Below are 18008 nucleotides of genomic sequence, written 5' to 3'. Positions count from 1 at the left end.
TCATGGTGCCAGCGCGACACACGTCGGATTGGGGGCTTGCGCCCTGCACAGGGAAGGCTCTCGCGCAAGGGTCGTGCGCGCAGCGCAACCCGTTGATCGAGTGGCTGCCATGGACACGACACCGCAGAGCACCCCCGACACCGCCGACCAGCCGGACGAGCTGGAGACAGCGGACCTGCCCGAGATCCCCGCCGGAACCGACGACGACGACGCCCCCGTCGACAACCCGTCCGGGGGCTGACGCCGCGCCTGTCCGCCCGGTCAGGCGGGCAGGTCGAACTTCTCGTTCTCGCCGCGCGGTCGCTCGCCGGTGACCTTGGATGCCACCAGGGCCACCGCGGTGGCGATGCGACCGCCGGCGCTCCCCCAGTACTCGCCGCTCAGCGCGGAGACTTTCAGCAGAGTGATGCCCGGTGACTCGGGACCGTCGGGGAACCAGGCTTCGACGGTGGTGGACCACAGATCCTTCAGCTTCGCGAGGTCGTCGATCACCTCCGCTTCGCCCGCGAGCGACAGCCACAGTCCGTCGGAACTGAAAGACAGGCCGACCTTCGGGTCGCGTCGGACGTGCTCCACCGCCGAGGCGTGCGTGCCGACGATGAACCACAGGTCACCGTCGGACTCCGACTCCTGCACCGTGAGCGGGTGGGCGTGGAGATCACCCTCCTCCGCCCGCGTGGTGACCATCGCGAAGCGGAACTTCGGGAGCAGTTCGTTGAGCTTGTCCAGCTCGGAAACGGTGTCGGACACGGTGTCCTCCTTCTCGTGGGGAGGTGTTCAGCCCACTCGCTCGGACCACCGCCCGCCACCGGTTGACGCCGTGTCGAGAGTCTGATCTCGCCGGGTCTGTGCGCGCCGATCCTTCCGTGGTACCGTTGGGTATTCGTTCTGGGACCTGCTTCATCGACGTCCGCCTCATCGCTGAGATGCCGGGCGCACGGCACCGAGCCGTCATCGATGCGATTCCCTCCTCATCTCCGCGCGGCCCACTCGGGTGCGACCATCCGGTCTCCCGTCGGCCGCGGAAAGTCCGCGTGTCTGCTTTTCTCCCCCTGCCCCTGTCGTGGCGCCAGGCCGATCTCGACGTGTTCGTCGCGACGGTCGATTCGGCGTACGCCGGTTTCGTCGGCGCCGTCCCCCTGGGCTTCGAAGCCCAGGGACCGCTCGGCGAAGACCTCGGCATCCACGACTCCGTCGACGCGGCCCGTGCCGCCGTCGACGCCCAACACGTTCGCACGACCCTCCCGGTCGCGCGGCGTCCCCGTCCGCTCCGCATGCGTCGGAGCGGCGCACCCGGCCGTAATCGCGGCCCGAAAAGAAAAAGGAAGAACACGATGGCCACTGGCACCGTGAAATGGTTCAACTCCGAGAAGGGCTACGGGTTCATCGCACCCGACGACGGCTCGGCCGACCTGTTCGCGCACTTCAGCGCGATCCAGGGCAATGGCTTCAAGGAGCTGCAGGAAGCACAGAAGGTCGAATTCGACGCCGAGCAGGGCCCCAAGGGCATGCAGGCGGCGAACATTCGCCCCCTCTGAGCTGACGCTCCTCAGCGAAGGCCGGGAGGGCCGCTTCGGCGGCTTCCCGGCCTTCGCCGCGTCTGCGCCCGGGTTTCTCCCGGTGCAGGAGGGGTGTCGGGTAGATGACCGGTTCCGGTGAGTATGCCGAGGATGCACTCGTATTCCGGTGAGCCCATACACCCCGCCGTAGTGTGGGCCGCAGCCCGGGTAGCCGCCCCGGCTCCCGACCACGGTCACCACTCCCGAGGAGCTTCTTCATCGCCTCCACCATCGTCGAGTCCCGTCTCGGCCCCGTTCGTCAGACCTATTCCGGCACCACTGAATTCCCCCCGATCGCGAAGGCCTACACAGAGCTGTCCCAGGTCGTCCGCGAAAGCGGGCTCCTCGCCCGTACCCCCGTCTTCTACGCCCTCGTCGGCACCGCCGTCGTCCTCGGATTCGGTGGAGCGATCACCGGGTTCGTGCTCCTCGGCGACAGCTGGTTCCAGTTGCTCATCGCCGCAGCGCTCGGCATCCTGTTCACCCAGGTCGCCTTCCTCGCCCACGAAGCCAACCACCGGCAGATCCTCGCGTCCGGCCGGGCGAACGACCGCCTGGCGCTGTGGATCGGCAACGGCGTCGTCGGGATGAGCCAGTCGTGGTGGGCCACGAAGCACACGCGGCACCACGCGAACCCCAACCGCGTCGGCAAGGACCCCGACATCGAGATCGACACGATCTCCTTCCTCGACGAGGATGCCGCCAAGGCCCGCGGCGTCCAGCGGTGGATCACGCAGCGGCAGGGCTGGCTGTTCTTCCCCCTCCTCACGCTCGAGGGCCTGAACCTCCACGTGCTGGCCATCCGCCACCTGCTCTCGCGCGGCGAGGTCAAGGGCCGCTGGACCGAGCTCGGGCTCATCGCTCTGCGCTTCGCGGTGTTCGTGGCCCCCGTCTTCATCTTCCTGCCCCTTGGGATGGCGTTCGCCTTCCTGGGTGTGCAGCTCGCGGTGTTCGGCGTGTACATGGGCGCATCCTTCGCCCCGAACCACAAGGGCATGGCCGTCATCGCCCCGGGCGCGAAGCTCGACTTCTTCAGCAAGCAGGTGCGCACCTCCCGCAACATCTCCGGCGGCTGGTGGGCCACGTGGCTCATGGGCGGCCTGAACTACCAGATCGAGCACCACCTGTTCCCGAACATGCCGCGGCCGTACCTGAGCCGTGCGCGCGAGATCGTGCGCGAGCACTGCGAGACGCTGCAGGTCCCCTACGTCGAGACGACGCTGTTCCAGTCGTACGGCATCGTCATCGCGTACCTCAACCGCGTCGGGCTCGCCGCCCGCGATCCGTTCGAGTGCCCGATGACGTCGGCCGCACGGCGCATCTGACCCGCAGTCAGTCCCGCTCCACCTCGACGACGTCGAGCGAGCGGACCCCGCCGTCAGCCAGAGCGAGCATCATCATGGTGCACGCCGGCTGGCGGCGGCGGTCTGTCGGCGACCCGGGATTGACCAACCGCATCCCGGCGGGCGTGACGGTGTCCCACGGGATGTGGCTGTGACCGAACACCACCAGATCCACGGAGGGGAACGCGGCATCCATCCGCCTCTCCCGCCCCGCGGCCGGACCGGTCTCGTGGACCACCGCCATTCGGACCCCATCGACCTCCGTCCGGGCCACTTCGGGCAGTCGCGCCCGGAGGTCGGCGCCGTCGTTGTTCCCCCACACACCCACGACGGGGGCGAGGGACTCGAGCTCGTCGAGCACCGTGGCGGTCACCCAATCGCCGGCGTGCACGACGAGGTCGACCTCGGATGCCGCTCGGCGCACGGCCTCCGGAAGGCTGCGCGCCCGCTTCGGGACGTGCGTGTCCGCGAGGAGGAGCAGTCGCGTCGTCATCGGGCTCACGCTACCCGCGGTGCTGCGAGGATGGGAACGTGACTTCTCGCCGCCCCGCCCTGTTCGCCCTGATCCTCGACATCGTGCTCGTCGTCGTGTTCGCCGCGATCGGCCGGGCCACCCACGACGGCGACGTGCTGGGTCCCGCGGGCGCAGGCCTGGCGACCACCGCGTGGCCGTTCGTCGTCGGCCTGCTCCTCGGGTGGGTCGTGAGCCTCGGCTGGCGACGCCCGCTCGCACCGCTGCGGACCGGCCTGCCGGTGTGGGGTGTGACGCTGGCGGCCGGGATACTGCTGCGCGCGGTGAGCGGCCAGGGTGTGGCCGTGGCGTTCGTCATCGTCGCCGCGATCACCCTGGCGCTGTTCCTGGTCGGCTGGCGCACGGTCGCCGCGATCGCGGCCCGCGCGCGGGTCAGTCGGTCAGCGTGACGTCGACCTGGATCTCGGCCGCGAGGTTCTGAAGGTCCTCCACCAGTTCGTCGACCCCGCCCCCGCCGGCGAGCGTCGCGGTCAGCGTGGCCTCGAACAGCCGACCGCCCGCCATCGCGGCATCCGTGGTCTGAGTGGACATCCGGTCGATGCTGGCCCCGCGGGCGCTCAGCGCCCCCGTGATCTCCCGCACGATGCCCGGGCGGTCATTGCCCATCACCGTCAACGCGACGGTGCGCGCCGCCGTCGCGGGGACCGGAGCGGGACCGTGCACCGTGACCCGGAGGGTGCCCGCCGCCGCCTCGAGCGCCGCGCGCAGATCGTCGGAGCGCTCGGCGGCCACCGAGACCTCGACGATCCCGGCGAAGGCACCCGCGAGTTCCGCCAGCTCGCTGGTCTCCCAGTTGCCGCCGTGCGCGTCGACGATGTCGGCGAGGGATGCCACGAGCCCGGCGCGGTCGTCGCCCACCACGGTGATCACGAGAGTCGTCATGCCCGACAGCGTAGCCACCGACCCGCTGGTAGCGTGAGGGCTCGACCGAGGAGAGGGGGCAGGGGATGATCGCGTCGTTCCTGACCGCCCTGAACCTTCTGCTCGTCGCCGCAGAGGTCGCGCTCACCCCCGACGGAGGCGCCTCCCCCGCGCCGTTGCTGGCCCTGGCGCTGGCGGCCGCCGTCGTACTGACCGTCGCCGTCGCCGTCCTCGTGTTCCGTCTCCTGGCGGATGCCCCGCCGGCACGGCCGACGCGCCCCATCGATCCCTCCGCTCCGCTCGCGCAGAGCGATCCCGACGCCGCCGGCCACCCGCGCCCGCGAGCTCCCGGACGCGCGGCCCCGGCCGCGTAGACCGCCCGGCGCCCTCGACGGCGCCGCCTCGGCATCCCTCCGTGGCCGATCGCTCCCTGATCGCCCCCACGAACGGACACTTCTTTGGACCTCTTCGCCTTGCCGCCGCTCGCGGCCCTGCTCGACCTGACCACTCGGGGCCTGCTGGCCCTCACCGCCCTCCTCTCCCCCGCCGCCGGAGCCGCAGCCGCCGCGCTGGCGGTCGTCCTCGTCACCCTCGTCGTCCGCGCCGCACTCATCCCCGTGGGGGTGTCGCAGGCCCGCGCCGAACGCGACCGCGCGCGACTGGCTCCGCGCCTGCGCTCGCTCCGCGAGAGATGGGGGAAGAACCCCGAACGCCTGCAGCGGGAGACGATGCAGCTCTATCGCGACGCGGGCGTATCGCCGTTCGCGGGCTGCCTGCCGGTGCTCGCCCAGGCGCCGGTCGTCGGACTGCTGTACGCCGTGTTCCTGCACCCCACGGTCGCGGGGCACGCGAACGGCCTGCTCACCGAACATCTCGCGGGCGTTCCGCTCGGGTCGAGTCTGCTGACCGCGCTCACCGGCGGATCGGCGGATGCCCTGACTTTCGCCCTGTTCGGGCTCATCGTCGCGGTCATCGCCGGAGCGGGTGAACTGACACGGCGGTTCCTGCGACCGCCGTACGACCCGGCCACGCCGAGGTCGGTGGTCGTGATGACCGCGGTGCTGCCCTTCAGCACCGCGCTCGTGGCGATCTTCGTGCCGCTCGCCGCGGCCCTCTACCTCGCCGTCACCACCGTCTGGACCTTCGGCCAGCGGTGGATCCTGCGGCGGTTCTACCCGATCGACGACGGGCCGACGGCATCCCACCGTCGAGCGTGAACGAGGTTCACCGCGGCCATGGCGAGCACGAGGAGCGCCGCACCCGCGGGGATCAGCATCGCCGACTCGACCGAGGCGCGCTCGGCGACGGCGCCGGTGACCGCGGACGACAGCGCCTGCGCGAGCGTGAGCGCCGAGGCGAGCAGCGTCATCGTGGTCGCGGCGCGCCCCGCCGGCGCGCGGTGCCCGGCGAGGCTGAACAACGTCACGAGCGAGGGTCCGACGCCGATGCCCATGAGGCACAGCACGACCGTGACCGTCAGCACCGAACCGCCCACCGAGTACGCGCCCGCCGAGGCGAAGAGGAGGATCGCGAACGCCACGAGCCGCCACCGCAACGAGAAGCGGGCGGGCAGCACCGCCACCGCCAGGGCGAGCACCGCGGAGCCGACGCCCATCACGCCGTACAGCAGAGCCCCGGCCTCGGGCGCCCCTCGGGCCTCCATGAACGCCGTCAGCGACGTCAGCGTTGAACCGAAGAACGCGCCGACGCCGAAGACCGCGGCGACGAGCATGAGCATCCGCGGCCGGAGCAACTCGCGGGCGGGAGCCATCGTGCCGCGCTCGGACGCGACGGGGACCACGCGACCGGTGGGGTGCAGCGCGAACGCGGTCACGAAGACGAAGCTCAGCGCGGCGGCCGCGACGATCGGCGCCCACGGCGCCACGACCGCGGCGAGCACGCCCACGACGAACGGTCCGATCACGAACGCCGTCTCGTCGGCCGCCGACTCGTACGCCATCGCGCGTGAGAAGGTGCGCTCGCGCCGGTCGGCCTCGATCCGCGCGCCGATGAGCGCCATGACGCGGCTGCGTGACATCGCCGCGGTCTGCGGGCCGGTGAGACCGATCGCGACGGCGCTCGCGAGCACGAGGGAGTCGGCGGCGGGAGACCCCACGACCACGGGGAAGAGCGCGAGCAGGATGCCGTTGGCGAGCCCCGTCGGCACCAGCACCCGCGACTGACCGAACCGGTCGGCGAGATCGCCGAGCACGGGCCCGGCGATGACGACGCCGATGCCGACCGCCGCGGAGGTGAGCCCGCCGAGCGCGACCGACCCGCGCACCGAGACGACCAGCGCCAGGACACCGACCGTCATCATCGCGAACGGCAGACGCGCGATGAAGGCGACGGGGAAGTACCAGAAACCCGTGTGGTGGATCAGGGGGCGCTGCGCAGTGGACGGGACGGGGTGGTGCATGGGGATCTCCGGGGCGTGGGGCGGTGCCGCCTTGCCGGTCCGGTAGGTAGATGCACGAGGTGCGGCGGGCGAACCCGCGCCCCCATTCTACAGAGCCCGCGCGCGCGACGGCCTAGGAGACCAGGGCCGCGATCGCGGCGATCACCGATGCGAGCGCCAGCACCAGGGCGATGGCGATCAGCACCGTGTGCACCACGAGGAACGCCGTGGGCTTGCCGGCGGCATCCCGGGCGCGGGGATCCTTCGCGATCCGCGGGTAGAACCGGGGCCACACGACCGCGTTGAAGACGGCGTTGGAGAAGAGCAGGACGATCAGCAGCGGTTCCACCCTCCGAGCCTACGGCGGCGCCCGGGACTCAGGTCGCGCAGACGATGCAGCGCCGTGCCGTCGGCCGGGCCTCCAGGCGCGCGTCGGCGATCGGACGCCCGCACACCTCGCACACCCCGAAGGTCCCGGATGCCACGCGCTCCCGCGCCGCGCGGATCTCGTCGCGCTCGGCGACCGACGCGCGGGCCAGCGCGTCGACCTGCGCCCACTCCCCCGACAGCGTGGAGCCCTCGGGGTCGTGCTCGTCGTCCGCCGTGGCATCCGCCCGGTCGTGCCGGAGGCTCTCCGCGTCGGCCGTCAGATGTCGCAGGCGCCGGTCGACGGCGCGCTCGAGCTCATCGAGCAGGGCCGTGGCGCGGGTGGCATCCATTCCTCGACGCTACTGCGCGGCGGCGACATCGGAACGGGGCTGGATCGCGGAGCGCGCAGCCGCCAGGATCGGCGCATGGCTGACCTCCTCAAGCACTGGACACCGCTGTCGGTCGCGTTCCTCGTGCTGTCGATCCTCGGGCTCGTCGGGACCTGGACCTTCAACGTCTTCGCGATCGTGCAGATGGCCGACTTCCTCGGCGATCTGGTCTCCAGCGGCCCGGCCGTGTCGTCGATCACCGTCGACCTGCTGGTCGTCGCGGTCGCCGGGAGCATCTTCATCCTCGTCGAGGGGCGACGCCAGGGCATGCGGCACGCGTGGCTGTACGTCGTCCTGTCCGGCCTCACCGCCTTCGCGTTCACCTTCCCGCTGTTCCTCGCAATGCGCGAGCGGAAGCGGACCGGCGCTCGCTCCTCTCGCGCAAACGCGTGAGTCGCCAAGATTCGTCGCTTCGAGCAGGGCTCAGGCGACACATCCTGGCGACTCACGCGCTCGGTGCGCGTCAGCGCGCGCGCAAGCCGGCGACGAGCGGCGTGGTCGGACGGCCGATCACGCGGGCCAGAGCGCCGTCGGTCTGCGACAGCGCGCCGCGGGCGATCGCGTCGTCGATGCCGGCGACGAACGTTGCGGTCCCGGCATCCAGGCCCGCCTGCTCGAGTCCCGCCGTGAGCTGCTCCAGCGTCACCGGCTGGTAGACGACCTCACGGCCGAGCACCTCTGCGGCCGCGGCGGCCAGCTCGTCGTACGTCCAGGCGACGTCGCCGGCGAGCTCCAGAGTCCGGCCGCGGAAGTCGTCCGTGGTGAGGACCACGGCGGCCGCCTCGGCGTAGTCGCGACGGCTGGCGCTCGCGACGCGCGCGTCACCGACCGCGGCGACGATCACGCCGGACTCCGCCGCGCGCGCGACGGAATCGAAGTAGTTCTCCGTGTACCAGTTGTTGCGGAGGATCGTGGCATCCAGGCCCGCCTCGGCGATCGCGCGCTCGGTGGCGAGGTGGTCGGCGCCGAGCGCGTAGTCGATCTCGTCGACGCGCGGCGCGCTCGTGTAGACGAGGCGGTCGATACCGGCGGCGCGCACGGCCTCCACGACGTTGCGGTGTCCCGCGACGCGGTCGACATCGGTCCCCGAGATGAGCAGTACGCCCGTCACACCCTCCAGACCCGCGGTCAGCGTGTCGGGTCGGGCGTAGTCGAACTCGACGACGCGGATGCCGCGCGCGGCGAGGTCGTCGGCCTTGGCGGGGGTGCGGACGCCGGCGACGACGTCGGATGCCGCGACGCCGCGCGCGAGCAGCGCGTCGATCACGAGGCGGCCAAGGTGCCCGGAGGCGGCGGAGACGAGGAGGGTCATGGGAGTGTCCTTTCGGTCGGTACGCCGAAGCCAACGTGGCCGGACCGGATGCATTCCGGAATGCGGGTACCCACTTTCCGGTTAGGTACTCACGTGATGGTGAGTCTTGCGGATCTGCGCGCCGAACGTCCCGACGTTTTCTCGGACGGGTGCCCCACCCGAACCGTGCTCGACCACGTGATGGGCAAGTGGGGAGTCCTCGTCCTCGTCGCCCTCTCGGACGGGACGCAGCGGTGGGGCGAACTGCGCCGGAACGTCACCGGCATCAGCGAGAAGATGCTCGCGAGCACTCTGAAGACCCTCGAAGCCGACGGTCTTGTCCGCCGCACCGCGTATCCCGAGGTCCCCCCGCGCGTCGAGTACGCCCTGACCGATCTCGGACACGACCTCATGGAGCGCATGCTGCCGCTGATGGCGTGGGTCGCCGATAACGCGGATGCCATGCTGGACCGGCCGAAGTGACGGCACCCTCGGCCTACGCTCGATTCATGCGATTCCCGCTCCGACTCCCGCGTGAAAGCCTGAGTTTCCGCGCTGCGCGGCGGGGACCGTTCCTGCAGGTCGCGAAATCCGCGGTCGCGATGATCGCCGCCTGGATCGCCGCGGGCGCGCTCGTCCCCGGACCGCCCCCGATCTTCGCAGCGATCGCCGCCGTCCTGGTCGTGCAGCCGAGCATCAATCAGTCCTTCGCCCGCGCCGTCGAGCGCAGCGTCGGCGTGATCGTCGGCGTCGTCATCGCCTCCCTGCTCGGCATCGTGCTCGGGTCCCCCACCTGGGTGATCCTGCTGGCCGGCGCGGTGTCCCTCGGCGTGGCGTGGGCGCTGCGGATGTCACCGGGCGCGACCAACCAGGTGGCGATCAGCGCGGTGCTCGTCCTCGCGCTCGGCACGGCGACCCCGAACTACGCCCTCGACCGCGTGCTGGAGACGGTCATCGGTGCGGTCATCGGCATCCTGGTGAACACCGCCCTCGTCCCCCCGGTCCTCGTCCCCCCGGCGCGCGAGAAGCTCGACGTCCTCGGGCGCGAGCTCGCCGCCGCGCTGGAACGTCTCGCCGATGCCCTCGAGACCCCGCAGAGCCGCGAGTCGCTGGAAGGTCTCCTCCTGGAAGCGCGCCTCCTGCGCCCGGTCCGGGATGCCGCGGCCGAGGCGATCCGCGACGGCGCCGATTCGCTCTCGCTCAACCCGCGCAGTTCCCGCCACCGCGCCGACCTCGCGGAGATGCAGGCGCGCCTCGACCGGTTCACCCCCGTGGTCACGCAGACAGTGGGCATGACGCGGGCGGTGTACGACGGATACACCCCGTCGATCACCGACGATCCTTCGGTGCGCGCGATCGCGGAGCAGTTGCACCGGGCGGCCCACGACGTCCGCCTCGAGTTCTCGCTCGATCCGAGCACCGAGCCGGCGCCGATGGCGGAGGAGCCGGCCCTCACCCGGCCCCTGCAGATCCGCACCCCCTCGACCGAGCACTGGGTGCTGATCGGCTCGCTGCTGATGGACCTCCACCGCATCCACGAGAGCCTGCGGGACGAGCCGGCGTGAACACCGCGGAGACGGCCCTCGTCGCCCGCAGCGCTGATTGACTGGTGCCATGGGTACCGCGATGTTCCCGTTGGGAACCGTCCTCTTCCCGCACACCCCCCTGGCGCTGCGGATCTTCGAGGAGCGCTACCTCGTCATGCTGGGGATGCTGCTGGACGAGGTCGACCCCGAGTTCGGCGTCGTCCTGATCGAGCGCGGTGTCGAGACCGGCGGCGGCGACCAGCGCTTCGCGTTCGGGACGATGGCGCGCCTCAGCCACGTCGTGCCGCAGGCCGGACAGATGTCGATCGTCGCCCGCGGAGCGGAGCGGTTCGAGATCGTCGAGTGGCTCGACGACGCCCCGTATCCCCGGGCCGAGGTGCGTCCGCTTCCCGACCTCGAGTGGAACGACGACCTCGCGCCGCTCCTGGAGGAAGCCGAAGGCGTCGTACGCCGCGTCCTCGGGCGCGCGCGCGAATTCGGGGTGGCCCGGTGGGACCCCGACGTCGAGCTGTCGGAGGCGCCCCTCGAACGCGCGTGGCAGATCGCCGCGATCGCACCGCTGGGCGAACTCGATCAGATGCAGCTGCTGCGGTCCCCCACGATGGGCGGGCTGCTGCGAGCGACGGTGGATCTCACTCTCGCCGCCGAGCCGTTGCTCGGCGACCCCATCCCCGACGGCGTCATCGTGGTCGTGGACGACCCCGATGACGACGCCGAGGACGACGACTGACGCGGCTCAGTTCAGGGCGCGCACCGTGGACGGGATGACGCCCGAGCCGTACAGGTCGATCGCCAGGTCCTGCAGGGCGGTGAGTGCGACCCGCTGCGTCTGCGGTCCGTAGGAGATCCGCGCCACCCCGAGGGCCTCGTACTCGGCGGCGGTCAGCGCGCCGGGCACGCCGATCACACTCACCTTCCGTTCGCCGATGCCCTCGACCAGGCGACGCGTCGCGTCCGCGTCCAGGAGGCCCGGGACGAACACGGTCGTGGCTCCGGCGTCGAGGTACGCGCGGCCGCGGGCGATGGCATCCTCGAGCTTCTCGTCGAGGGGACGGTCGCCGCCCTTCAGAACGGCGTCGGTGCGCGCGTTGAGGACGAAGGGCACGCCCTCGGCCGCACCCGCGGCGACGATCGCCTCGACCGCGGCGACGGAGTCCGCGAGCGGCCGCAGACGGTCCTCGACGTTGGCACCGACGACGCCGACGCCGATCGCGCGGCGCACGGTCTCGCCCGGGTCGCCGTACCCGGCGTCGAGATCGGCGGAGACCGGAACGTCGACGGCCGCGACGATGCGCCCGACCATGTCGAGCATGAGGTCGAGCGGGATGTTCTCGCCGTCCTCGTAGCCGAAGGTCGCGGCGATCGAGTGGCCGGCGGTCGCGAGCGCCCGGGTCTGCGGCAGGTCGGCGATCGCGCGCGCCGAGACGACGTCCCATACGTTGACGACGCGCAGGATCTCGGGGGCGTGGTGAAGAGACGCGAAGGTCTCGGCGCGGGCGGTGAGATCGGTCATGCGGATGCTCCTTCGGAGTCGGATACGAGTGCTTCAGCGATGAGGGTGTCGCCCGCACCGAAGCGGATGAACCGCCCGATGGTTGCCGACTGCACGAGGGTCGCCGCGACGACGGCGGCGACGTCGGCGCGACCTACCTCGCCCTTGCCCTGCGGGGCGGTCGTGATACGACCGGTGGGCGGGTCGAGTGTCAGGGTGCCGGGGCCGAGGATCGTCCAGTCCAGGTCGCTGGCCCGGAGGTGGTCGTCGGCCTGGAGCTTGGCGTCGGCGTAGGCGAAGAACGGATCGTCCTCCGGGATGCCGTGGTCCGGCGTCGAGCCGATCCACGACACCATCACGAACCGGCGCACGCCCGCCTTCGCGGCCGCGTCGACGGCGCGCTGCGCGGCGTCGCGGTCGACCGCGTACGTCCGCTCGGCGGAACCGCCGCCGGCGCCCGCGGACCACACGATGGCGTCCGCGCCGTCGAAGGCGGCGGCCATCTCGTCGACGTCCGCCTTCTCGACATCGAGCACGAGCGGCTGCCCGCCCGCGGCTTCGACGTCGGCGCGGTGGTCGGGGTTGCGCACCACCGACACCGCCTCGTCGCCGCGCTCGGCGAGGAGACCCGCCAGGTGCAGGGCGACCTTGCCGTGTCCACCGATGATCACGATGCGTTCCATGTCACTGTCCTCCGACCTTCTCGACCGACATCTTCAGGATCACGCGGTTCGCGCGATCGGGCGGGGGCTGCTGCCCCGCATTGCCGTAGCGCTGACCCAGGCGCACGTAGAACGCCCCCTCGGGATCGGGGACCTCGTCCACCAACCGTCCGCGCACCTCGATGTAGCGGTACGGCTGGTCGGGGTCGAAGACCATGAAGCTCATCGACGGATTGGCCTGCAGGTTGCGGTATTTCTGCCGGGTCGTCGTGTGGGTGAAGAGCACGTGCTCGCCGTCGAACTCGAACCACATGGGGTTGACCTGCACCGTGCCGTCGGGACGGACGGTGCCCAGGGCGCCGTAGTTCGGATTCTCGAGCAGGTCACGAAGCGCATCGGGGATCATGCGTGTCCTCTCATCGGGTTCCAGCCGCGAGCCTACGCACCGCTTCCGACACGGATGCCGGGCTTGACGGCTCAGGCGACGTCGCCGTCGACGTACACCCAGCGGCCCCCGCGCCGGACGAATCTGCTGCGCTCCGACAGCACGCCCCGCTCGCCCCGGCGCCGCCACGATGCCGCGAACGCCACCGTCGCGGCATCCCCGACCTCGACGGCATCGTCGATCACGAGCCCCTCCCAGACCGTGTCGTCGAGGTCGATGTCCTCCGGACGGGTACGCGGATGCCACGTCCGCACGAGGTGATCGGCGTCGCCGACCGCGAACGCGGTGTAGCGCGACCGCATGAGCCGTTCCGCCGAGGGCGCCGCGACGCCGTCGAGGAGCGGACCGCAGCACTCGCCGAACGCCGCGCGCCCGCACGGGCACGGAGCGGAGGCGGAGGGGCGGAGGGGCCGGGCACCGAAGGACACCCCGACACTCTAGATTCTCGGGCGTCCTCACTAGCCTGGGCACATGGCATCCCGTCCGGATAAGCTGCTCCTGCTCGACACCGCGTCGCTGTACTTCCGCGCGTTCTACGGCGTGCCCGACAAGGTCAAGGCCGACGACGGCACGTCCGTCAACGCCGCGCGGGGACTCCTCGACATCATCGCGAAGCTCGTCACCACGTACGAACCGACGCGGCTGGTGGCCTGCTGGGACGACGACTGGCGCCCGGGATGGCGGGTCGATCTCCTCCCGACCTACAAAGCCCACCGGGTCGTGGAGACCGTCGAGAGCGGACCCGACGTCGAGGAGGTCCCGGCGGCGTTGACCGCACAGATCCCCCTCATCCGCGAGACCCTCGAGACACTCGGCCTCGCGATCGTCGGAGCCCCCGAGCACGAGGCCGACGACGTCATCGGCACGCTCGCCACACGCGCCGACGTGCCCGTCGACATCGTCACCGGCGATCGCGACCTCTTCCAGCTCGTCGACGACGACCGTGGCATCCGGGTGGTCTACACGGCCCGGGGAATGAGCAACCTCGAGATCATCGACGACGCGGCCGTACAGGCCCGATACGGCATCCGCGCGGCTCAGTACGCCGACTTCGCGGCGCTGCGCGGCGACCCCTCCGACGGCCTGCCCGGCGTGCCGGGGATCGGCGAGAAGTCCGCGGCCGCGCTCCTGGCCGCGGCGGGCGACCTCGACGGCATCCGCTCCGCCGCGGCGGAGGGGACGGCCGGCTCCCCCGCGCAGCGGGCCAAGATCCTCGCCGCCGCGGACTACCTCGACGTCGCGCCGACCGTCGTCGGAGTCGTCCGCGACCTCGATCTCGCGCCCGCCGACGACCGCATCGCGGTGGACGACGGCCGGGCGGAAGCCGCCACCGCGCTCGCCGCGCGCTCGAACCTCGGCACGTCGATGACCCGGGCACTGGCCGCCCTGCGCGGCTGAGCGCGGCTCAGCGGTCGCGGGCGAGCCACTCCCGCAGCCGGGGCAGGGGCCACGTCGTGATGATCCGCTCGGCCGGGACCCCCGCCGCCTCCGCGCGGACCGCGCCGTAGTCGAGCAGCGACAGCTGACCCGGAGCGTGCGCATCCGAGTCGATCGAGAACAGGCATCCCTCCGACAGCGCCAGAGCGAGCAGGTCGTCGGGCGGGTCCTGACGTTCGGGGCGCGAATTGATCTCGACCGCCACACCGGATGCGGCGCACGCCGCGAACACCTCCCGCGCGTCGAACTCCGACGGCGGCCGGGTCCCGCGCGCTCCCTCGACGAGGCGCCCCGTGACGTGGCCGAGAACATCGACGCGCGGGTCACTGACCGCCGCCACCAGCCGGCGCGTCATCGGGCCGGCCTCCATCCGCAGCTTCGAGTGCACGGATGCCACGACCACATCGAGTTCGCGCAGGAGAGCGTCCTCCTGGTCGAGGGCACCGTCGTCCAGGATGTCGACCTCGATGCCGGTCAGGAGCGTGAACCCGTCGCCGGAGAGCCCGCTGACGACCTCGATCTGCGAGCGGAGGCGCTCGGGCGACAGACCGTTCGCCACCGTCAGCCGCGGCGAATGGTCGGTGAGGGCCAGGTACTCGTGACCGAGCCGCCGCGCCGCCTCGACCATCGGCTCGATCGGTGTCAGGCCGTCGGACCAGTCGCTGTGGCTGTGCAGGTCGCCCCGGAGCGCCGACCGCAGTTCTCCCCCACCGCCGAGGCCCGCCTCCGCGCGGAGCGTCGCCAACCGCTCCGGCACACCGCCGTCCAGCGCTTCCCGGATCACCGCGAACGTGGAGTCCCCGATCCCCGGACGCCGCCGCAGCCCGGGATCGCGCAACTCCTCGTCGCTCAGTCCCTCGATGGCCGCGGCCGCCGTGCGGAACGCCTTCGACTTGTAGCGCGACGACCTCTCCCGCTCGAGCAGATACGCGATCTCGGTGAGCGCGTCGAGCGGGTGCATGCTCAGCCCGCCAACTCGCGGGTCGCGGCGACCCAGTCGTCGAGCTTCGCGAGCGCGCGGCCGTCGTCGACCGCGGCGGAGGCGTCGGACATCGCCTCGGCGAGACGCTCCAGAATCGGACGCTGCACCTCGGCGGCATCCTGGAACAACCGGTACGACACGAGCCCCGCGGCCGCGTTCAGCAGCACGATGTCGCGGACCGGGCCGGTCTCACCGGCGAGCGTGCGCCGCACGACCTCGGCGTTGTGGTCGGGCGAACCGCCGAGGAGGTCGTCGATGTCGGCGAGGGGGATGCCGAGATCCCGCGGATCCAGATCGTGCTCGTGCACGTCTCCGCGGCTGATCTCCCACACACGGCTGTGCCCGGTCGTCGTCAGCTCGTCGAGACCGTCGTCGCCGCGGAACACCAGCGCCGTCGCGCCGCGCGTGCGGAAGACGCCGGTGATGAGGGGGACGCGGTCCAGGTGCGCGACACCGACCGCGTTGGCTTCGGCGCGTGCGGGGTTGCAGAGCGGTCCGAGGAAGTTGAAGACCGTCGGCACACCGAGCTCCGAACGCGTCGCGGCGGCGTGGCGGAAGCCCGGGTGAAAAGCGGCGGCGAAGGCGAAGGTGATCCCGGTGCGTTCCAGCGTCGCGGCGACCGCCTCGGGATCGAGCGTCAGAGCGATCCCCAGAGCGGAGAGCACGTCGGAGGAGCCGGATGCCGAGCTCGCGGCCCGGTTGCCGTGCTTGACCACGGGGACCCCGGATGCCGCCGCCACCACGGCCGCCATCGTGGAGATGTTGACCGTGCCGAAACGGTCGCCGCCGGTGCCGACGATGTCGAGGACCTCCGCGCGCACCGGAAGCGGAACCGCCGCCTCGAGGATGGCGTCGCGGAAGCCGACGATCTCCTCGACCGTCTCGCCCTTCGCGCGCAACGCGACGAGGAATGCGGCCAGCTGCGAGGGCGTGGCCTCCCCCGCCATGACGCGCCGCATCGCCCACGTCGACTTCGAGACACTGAGGTCGCGGCCCTGCAGCAGGGTGGTGAGCAGATCGGGCCAGGTGAAGCGTTCCGCCATGCCACGATCCTTCCACACGCGGCGTGTCGGGCGAGGTCGTTCGAAGCCGGGCGGGAACCCGTTCCGCACCGGGGATTCCTTGCGGATTCTTAGGCTTCCCTAAGTCTCGATGATGGAATATCTCAGGCTGGAGATGGGAATATCGCTGCGTCGGATCGCGCATAATGGGATGGTGACGACACCAGCGACGTATTCCCAGGCCGTGCGCGCCGTGAAGCGACCCGATCCGGTCGCCGTCGGCACCATCGTGTGGCTGGGCAGCGAGGTCATGTTCTTCGCGGGCCTGTTCGCGATCTACTTCACACTGCGCAGCACGTCCGCGCCCCTGTGGGCCGAAGAGACGCAGCTGCTCAACGTCCCCTTCGCTGCCGTGAACACGTTCATCCTCGTGATGTCCTCGGTCACGTGCCAGATGGGCGTGTTCGCCGCCGAGCGGTACCAGCCGTACACGGTCAAGTCGAACAGCTTCTGGAAGCGCTGGGGAATGGTGGAGTGGTTCTACCTCACCTTCATCCTCGGCGCGGTCTTCGTGTCCGGCCAGGTGTGGGAGTACGCGACGCTGGTGACCGAAGGCATGCCGATCAGCGCCAACCCCTACGCCTCGGCCTTCTACCTGACCACCGGCTTCCACGCCCTGCACGTGACGGGTGGCCTCATCGCCTTCCTCCTCGTGATCGGCCGCGCGTACGCCGTGAAGAACTTCGGTCGCAAAGAGATGACCACCTCGATCGTCGTGTCGTACTACTGGCACTTCGTCGACGTCGTCTGGATCGCGCTGTTCTTCGTCATCTACTTCCTGAAGTAAGAGAGCTGTACCTCACATGGCACGAGAGAAGAAGCCGCGTCGCTCGAACGGACGCCGCAGCCCCCTGGCCGCCGCCGCGCTGATCGGAATCGGTCTGCTGCTGACGGGTGGCATCTACGCCGGCGCGTCGGCCGCGATGGCCGCCACCGACACCCCCACGAGCGCGTCCAATTCGGCCAGCACGGTCGAGGAGGGCAAGAAGCTCTTCCAGGCCAACTGCGCCACCTGCCACGGGCTCGACCTCGAGGGCAGCCAGCAGGGCCCGTCGCTGTTCGGCGTCGGCGAGCTCGCGGTCCACTTCCAGGTCTCGACCGGCCGCATGCCGCTGCAGGCGCAGGGCCCGCAGGCTCCGGTCAAGCCGGTGCAGTTCACCGAGGAGCAGGTCAACGCGATCGCCGCCTACGTGCAGTCCGCGGCCCCCGGCCCCACCTACCCGTCCGACGAGATCCTCGACGGCCAGGGCGATGTGTCGCACGGTGCCGAGCTCTTCCGCATCAACTGCGCCATGTGTCACAACGTGGCCGGCGCCGGCGGCGCGCTCACCGAGGGCAAGTGGGCCCCCGACCTGCACACGGTCACTCCGCTCAACATGTATGCGGCGATGGTCACGGGCCCGCAGAACATGCCGGTCTTCAACGACCTCAATCTGACCCCCGAAGACAAGCGCGACGTCATCTCGTACCTGATGTTCCTTCAGAAGTCCGAGTCCCCCGGCGGCTTCGCGCTCGGATCGCTCGGTCCGGTCTCGGAGGGTCTGTTCATCTGGATCTTCGGCATCGGAGCGCTCATCGCGCTCACCGTGTGGATCACGGCGAAGTCCAACTGATCGTCGTCATCGACATTACGTAACGTA

General features: G+C 70.9%; 26 protein-coding genes. 13 read left to right on the top strand and 13 right to left on the bottom strand.

Going from position 1 to position 18008, the window contains the following annotated elements; genetic code table 11:
* Positions 1-109: 109 nt before the first annotated feature.
* Positions 110-241, top strand: a complete 132-nt coding sequence (locus QM517_RS17565; protein WP_272918306.1) for a hypothetical protein — start codon at positions 110-112, stop codon at positions 239-241.
* A gap of 20 nt (positions 242-261) precedes the next feature.
* Here QM517_RS17565 and QM517_RS17560 read toward each other — a convergent pair whose 3' ends face one another.
* Positions 262-750, bottom strand: coding sequence for a pyridoxamine 5'-phosphate oxidase family protein (locus tag QM517_RS17560; protein WP_283289373.1), 489 nt, complete (start codon positions 748-750; stop codon positions 262-264).
* Positions 751-1334: 584 nt separating this feature from the next.
* On the opposite strand from QM517_RS17560, the gene QM517_RS17555 reads away from it, so the two are divergent.
* Positions 1335-1538 (top strand): cold-shock protein, encoded by a 204-nt coding sequence (locus QM517_RS17555; RefSeq protein ID WP_026095524.1) that lies wholly within the window; start codon positions 1335-1337, stop codon positions 1536-1538.
* Positions 1539-1777: 239 nt separating this feature from the next.
* Positions 1778-2884 carry a fatty acid desaturase family protein gene (locus tag QM517_RS17550; RefSeq protein ID WP_077050116.1) on the top strand — a complete coding sequence of 369 codons (1107 nt, stop codon included), beginning with the start codon at positions 1778-1780 and terminating at the stop codon, positions 2882-2884.
* A gap of 7 nt (positions 2885-2891) precedes the next feature.
* Here the strand turns inward: QM517_RS17550 and QM517_RS17545 are convergent, their stop codons facing one another.
* Complete coding sequence (locus QM517_RS17545; protein ID WP_077049932.1) at positions 2892-3395, bottom strand: metallophosphoesterase family protein; 504 nt, start codon at positions 3393-3395, stop codon at positions 2892-2894.
* A gap of 38 nt (positions 3396-3433) precedes the next feature.
* Between QM517_RS17545 and QM517_RS17540 the strand changes: the two genes are divergently transcribed.
* Entirely contained in the window at positions 3434-3823 is a 390-nt protein-coding gene (locus QM517_RS17540) for a DUF3054 domain-containing protein (protein WP_077049931.1), read from the top strand.
* Here the strand turns inward: QM517_RS17540 and QM517_RS17535 are convergent.
* Positions 3807-4316 (bottom strand): glycine cleavage system protein R, encoded by a 510-nt coding sequence (locus QM517_RS17535; RefSeq protein ID WP_283289367.1) that lies wholly within the window; start codon positions 4314-4316, stop codon positions 3807-3809. The genes QM517_RS17540 and QM517_RS17535 overlap by 17 nt on opposite strands.
* A 65-nt stretch (positions 4317-4381) precedes the next feature.
* Between QM517_RS17535 and QM517_RS17530 the strand changes: the two genes are divergently transcribed.
* Together QM517_RS17530 and QM517_RS17525 are read left to right on the top strand one after the other, a co-directional pair.
* Positions 4382-4669 carry a DUF6412 domain-containing protein gene (locus QM517_RS17530; protein ID WP_077049929.1) on the top strand — a complete coding sequence of 96 codons (288 nt, stop codon included), beginning with the start codon at positions 4382-4384 and terminating at the stop codon, positions 4667-4669.
* An 84-nt stretch (positions 4670-4753) separates the two neighbouring features.
* Positions 4754-5512 carry a YidC/Oxa1 family membrane protein insertase gene (locus tag QM517_RS17525; RefSeq protein ID WP_077049928.1) on the top strand — a complete coding sequence of 253 codons (759 nt, stop codon included), beginning with the start codon at positions 4754-4756 and terminating at the stop codon, positions 5510-5512.
* Here QM517_RS17525 and QM517_RS17520 read toward each other — a convergent pair.
* The 3 genes from QM517_RS17520 to QM517_RS17510 all read right to left on the bottom strand — a co-directional run bounded on the left by QM517_RS17520 (position 5467) and on the right by QM517_RS17510 (position 7412).
* A complete protein-coding gene (locus tag QM517_RS17520) occupies positions 5467-6714 on the bottom strand; it encodes an MFS transporter (protein ID WP_283289362.1) in 1248 nt (415 codons plus the stop codon). The two genes, QM517_RS17525 and QM517_RS17520, sit on opposite strands and share 46 nt — an antisense overlap.
* Before the next feature lie 112 nt (positions 6715-6826).
* Positions 6827-7042, bottom strand: a complete 216-nt coding sequence (locus tag QM517_RS17515; protein ID WP_283289360.1) for an SCO4848 family membrane protein — start codon at positions 7040-7042, stop codon at positions 6827-6829.
* Positions 7043-7070: 28 nt separating this feature from the next.
* A complete protein-coding gene (locus tag QM517_RS17510) occupies positions 7071-7412 on the bottom strand; it encodes a TraR/DksA family transcriptional regulator (protein WP_077049925.1) in 342 nt (113 codons plus the stop codon).
* Between the two features lie 75 nt (positions 7413-7487).
* Here QM517_RS17510 and QM517_RS17505 point away from each other — a divergent pair, with 75 nt between their 5' ends.
* Complete coding sequence (locus tag QM517_RS17505; RefSeq protein ID WP_283289355.1) at positions 7488-7844, top strand: DUF2834 domain-containing protein; 357 nt, start codon at positions 7488-7490, stop codon at positions 7842-7844.
* A 70-nt stretch (positions 7845-7914) separates the two neighbouring features.
* Here QM517_RS17505 and QM517_RS17500 read toward each other — a convergent pair whose 3' ends face one another.
* A complete protein-coding gene (locus QM517_RS17500) occupies positions 7915-8763 on the bottom strand; it encodes an SDR family oxidoreductase (protein WP_283289353.1) in 849 nt (282 codons plus the stop codon).
* 93 nt (positions 8764-8856) lie between these two features.
* On the opposite strand from QM517_RS17500, the gene QM517_RS17495 reads away from it, so the two are divergent.
* Genes QM517_RS17495 through QM517_RS17485 form a run of 3 tightly spaced genes read left to right on the top strand, consistent with a single transcriptional unit; the run spans position 8857 to position 11019 of the window.
* Positions 8857-9225: a winged helix-turn-helix transcriptional regulator gene (locus tag QM517_RS17495; RefSeq protein ID WP_308208923.1), complete on the top strand. Its 369-nt coding sequence runs from the start codon at positions 8857-8859 to the stop codon at positions 9223-9225.
* Positions 9226-9251: 26 nt separating this feature from the next.
* Positions 9252-10307, top strand: coding sequence for an FUSC family protein (locus QM517_RS17490; RefSeq protein WP_077049921.1), 1056 nt, complete (start codon positions 9252-9254; stop codon positions 10305-10307).
* A 49-nt stretch (positions 10308-10356) separates the two neighbouring features.
* Positions 10357-11019 carry an LON peptidase substrate-binding domain-containing protein gene (locus QM517_RS17485; RefSeq protein WP_283289350.1) on the top strand — a complete coding sequence of 221 codons (663 nt, stop codon included), beginning with the start codon at positions 10357-10359 and terminating at the stop codon, positions 11017-11019.
* A gap of 6 nt (positions 11020-11025) precedes the next feature.
* On the opposite strand, the gene QM517_RS17480 is transcribed toward QM517_RS17485, so the two are convergent.
* The 4 genes from QM517_RS17480 to QM517_RS17465 form a co-directional block, all read right to left on the bottom strand.
* Positions 11026-11802 (bottom strand): isocitrate lyase/PEP mutase family protein, encoded by a 777-nt coding sequence (locus tag QM517_RS17480; RefSeq protein ID WP_283289347.1) that lies wholly within the window; start codon positions 11800-11802, stop codon positions 11026-11028.
* Positions 11799-12464 carry an SDR family oxidoreductase gene (locus QM517_RS17475; protein WP_077049919.1) on the bottom strand — a complete coding sequence of 222 codons (666 nt, stop codon included), beginning with the start codon at positions 12462-12464 and terminating at the stop codon, positions 11799-11801. Before QM517_RS17475 ends, QM517_RS17480 begins: the two co-directional genes overlap by 4 nt.
* Position 12465: 1 nt before the next feature.
* Positions 12466-12849, bottom strand: a complete 384-nt coding sequence (locus QM517_RS17470; protein ID WP_063257004.1) for a PPOX class F420-dependent oxidoreductase — start codon at positions 12847-12849, stop codon at positions 12466-12468.
* Between the two features lie 71 nt (positions 12850-12920).
* Positions 12921-13316, bottom strand: a complete 396-nt coding sequence (locus QM517_RS17465; protein WP_283289344.1) for a YchJ family protein — start codon at positions 13314-13316, stop codon at positions 12921-12923.
* A 43-nt stretch (positions 13317-13359) separates the two neighbouring features.
* Between QM517_RS17465 and QM517_RS17460 the strand changes: the two genes are divergently transcribed.
* On the top strand, positions 13360-14286 hold the full coding sequence (locus QM517_RS17460) for a 5'-3' exonuclease (protein ID WP_283289341.1): 927 nt from the start codon (positions 13360-13362) through the stop codon (positions 14284-14286).
* 7 nt (positions 14287-14293) lie between these two features.
* Here QM517_RS17460 and QM517_RS17455 read toward each other — a convergent pair whose 3' ends face one another.
* A complete protein-coding gene (locus QM517_RS17455) occupies positions 14294-15286 on the bottom strand; it encodes a PHP domain-containing protein (RefSeq protein ID WP_283289339.1) in 993 nt (330 codons plus the stop codon).
* A gap of 2 nt (positions 15287-15288) precedes the next feature.
* Entirely contained in the window at positions 15289-16350 is a 1062-nt protein-coding gene (gene trpD, locus QM517_RS17450; protein ID WP_283289336.1) for an anthranilate phosphoribosyltransferase, read from the bottom strand.
* Between the two features lie 169 nt (positions 16351-16519).
* Here trpD and ctaE point away from each other — a divergent pair, with 169 nt between their 5' ends.
* Both ctaE and qcrC read left to right on the top strand, forming a co-directional pair.
* Positions 16520-17155: an aa3-type cytochrome oxidase subunit III gene (gene ctaE / locus QM517_RS17445; protein ID WP_077049913.1), complete on the top strand. Its 636-nt coding sequence runs from the start codon at positions 16520-16522 to the stop codon at positions 17153-17155.
* Positions 17156-17171: 16 nt separating this feature from the next.
* The gene (gene qcrC, locus QM517_RS17440) at positions 17172-17981 is read left to right on the top strand and encodes a cytochrome bc1 complex diheme cytochrome c subunit (RefSeq protein ID WP_077049912.1); all 810 of its coding nucleotides are present in this window, start codon (positions 17172-17174) and stop codon (positions 17979-17981) included.
* Positions 17982-18008 lie beyond the last annotated feature (27 nt).

Origin of the sequence: Microbacterium sp. IEGM 1404 (assembly GCF_030056775.1) — a bacterium.
In the GTDB taxonomy this organism is placed as follows: domain Bacteria; phylum Actinomycetota; class Actinomycetes; order Actinomycetales; family Microbacteriaceae; genus Microbacterium.
Note: the sequence above shows the minus strand (reverse complement) of the source record. Positions and strands in the feature narration are given on the sequence as shown.

Bases quoted from the DNA above. Each gene is read 5' to 3' on its own strand.
- QM517_RS17565 (WP_272918306.1), top strand. From the start codon at position 110: ATGGACACGACACCGCAGAGCACCCCCGACACCGCCGACCAGCCGGAC.
- QM517_RS17555 (WP_026095524.1), top strand. From the start codon at position 1,335: ATGGCCACTGGCACCGTGAAATGGTTCAACTCCGAGAAGGGCTACGGG.
- QM517_RS17545 (WP_077049932.1), bottom strand. From the start codon at position 3,395: ATGACGACGCGACTGCTCCTCCTCGCGGACACGCACGTCCCGAAGCGG.
- QM517_RS17535 (WP_283289367.1), bottom strand. From the start codon at position 4,316: ATGACGACTCTCGTGATCACCGTGGTGGGCGACGACCGCGCCGGGCTC.
- QM517_RS17530 (WP_077049929.1), top strand. From the start codon at position 4,382: ATGATCGCGTCGTTCCTGACCGCCCTGAACCTTCTGCTCGTCGCCGCA.
- QM517_RS17520 (WP_283289362.1), bottom strand. From the start codon at position 6,714: ATGCACCACCCCGTCCCGTCCACTGCGCAGCGCCCCCTGATCCACCAC.
- QM517_RS17510 (WP_077049925.1), bottom strand. From the start codon at position 7,412: ATGGATGCCACCCGCGCCACGGCCCTGCTCGATGAGCTCGAGCGCGCC.
- QM517_RS17505 (WP_283289355.1), top strand. From the start codon at position 7,488: ATGGCTGACCTCCTCAAGCACTGGACACCGCTGTCGGTCGCGTTCCTC.
- QM517_RS17500 (WP_283289353.1), bottom strand. From the start codon at position 8,763: ATGACCCTCCTCGTCTCCGCCGCCTCCGGGCACCTTGGCCGCCTCGTG.
- QM517_RS17490 (WP_077049921.1), top strand. From the start codon at position 9,252: ATGCGATTCCCGCTCCGACTCCCGCGTGAAAGCCTGAGTTTCCGCGCT.
- QM517_RS17485 (WP_283289350.1), top strand. From the start codon at position 10,357: ATGGGTACCGCGATGTTCCCGTTGGGAACCGTCCTCTTCCCGCACACC.
- QM517_RS17480 (WP_283289347.1), bottom strand. From the start codon at position 11,802: ATGACCGATCTCACCGCCCGCGCCGAGACCTTCGCGTCTCTTCACCAC.
- QM517_RS17475 (WP_077049919.1), bottom strand. From the start codon at position 12,464: ATGGAACGCATCGTGATCATCGGTGGACACGGCAAGGTCGCCCTGCAC.
- QM517_RS17470 (WP_063257004.1), bottom strand. From the start codon at position 12,849: ATGATCCCCGATGCGCTTCGTGACCTGCTCGAGAATCCGAACTACGGC.
- QM517_RS17460 (WP_283289341.1), top strand. From the start codon at position 13,360: ATGGCATCCCGTCCGGATAAGCTGCTCCTGCTCGACACCGCGTCGCTG.
- QM517_RS17455 (WP_283289339.1), bottom strand. From the start codon at position 15,286: ATGCACCCGCTCGACGCGCTCACCGAGATCGCGTATCTGCTCGAGCGG.
- trpD (WP_283289336.1), bottom strand. From the start codon at position 16,350: ATGGCGGAACGCTTCACCTGGCCCGATCTGCTCACCACCCTGCTGCAG.
- ctaE (WP_077049913.1), top strand. From the start codon at position 16,520: ATGGTGACGACACCAGCGACGTATTCCCAGGCCGTGCGCGCCGTGAAG.
- qcrC (WP_077049912.1), top strand. From the start codon at position 17,172: ATGGCACGAGAGAAGAAGCCGCGTCGCTCGAACGGACGCCGCAGCCCC.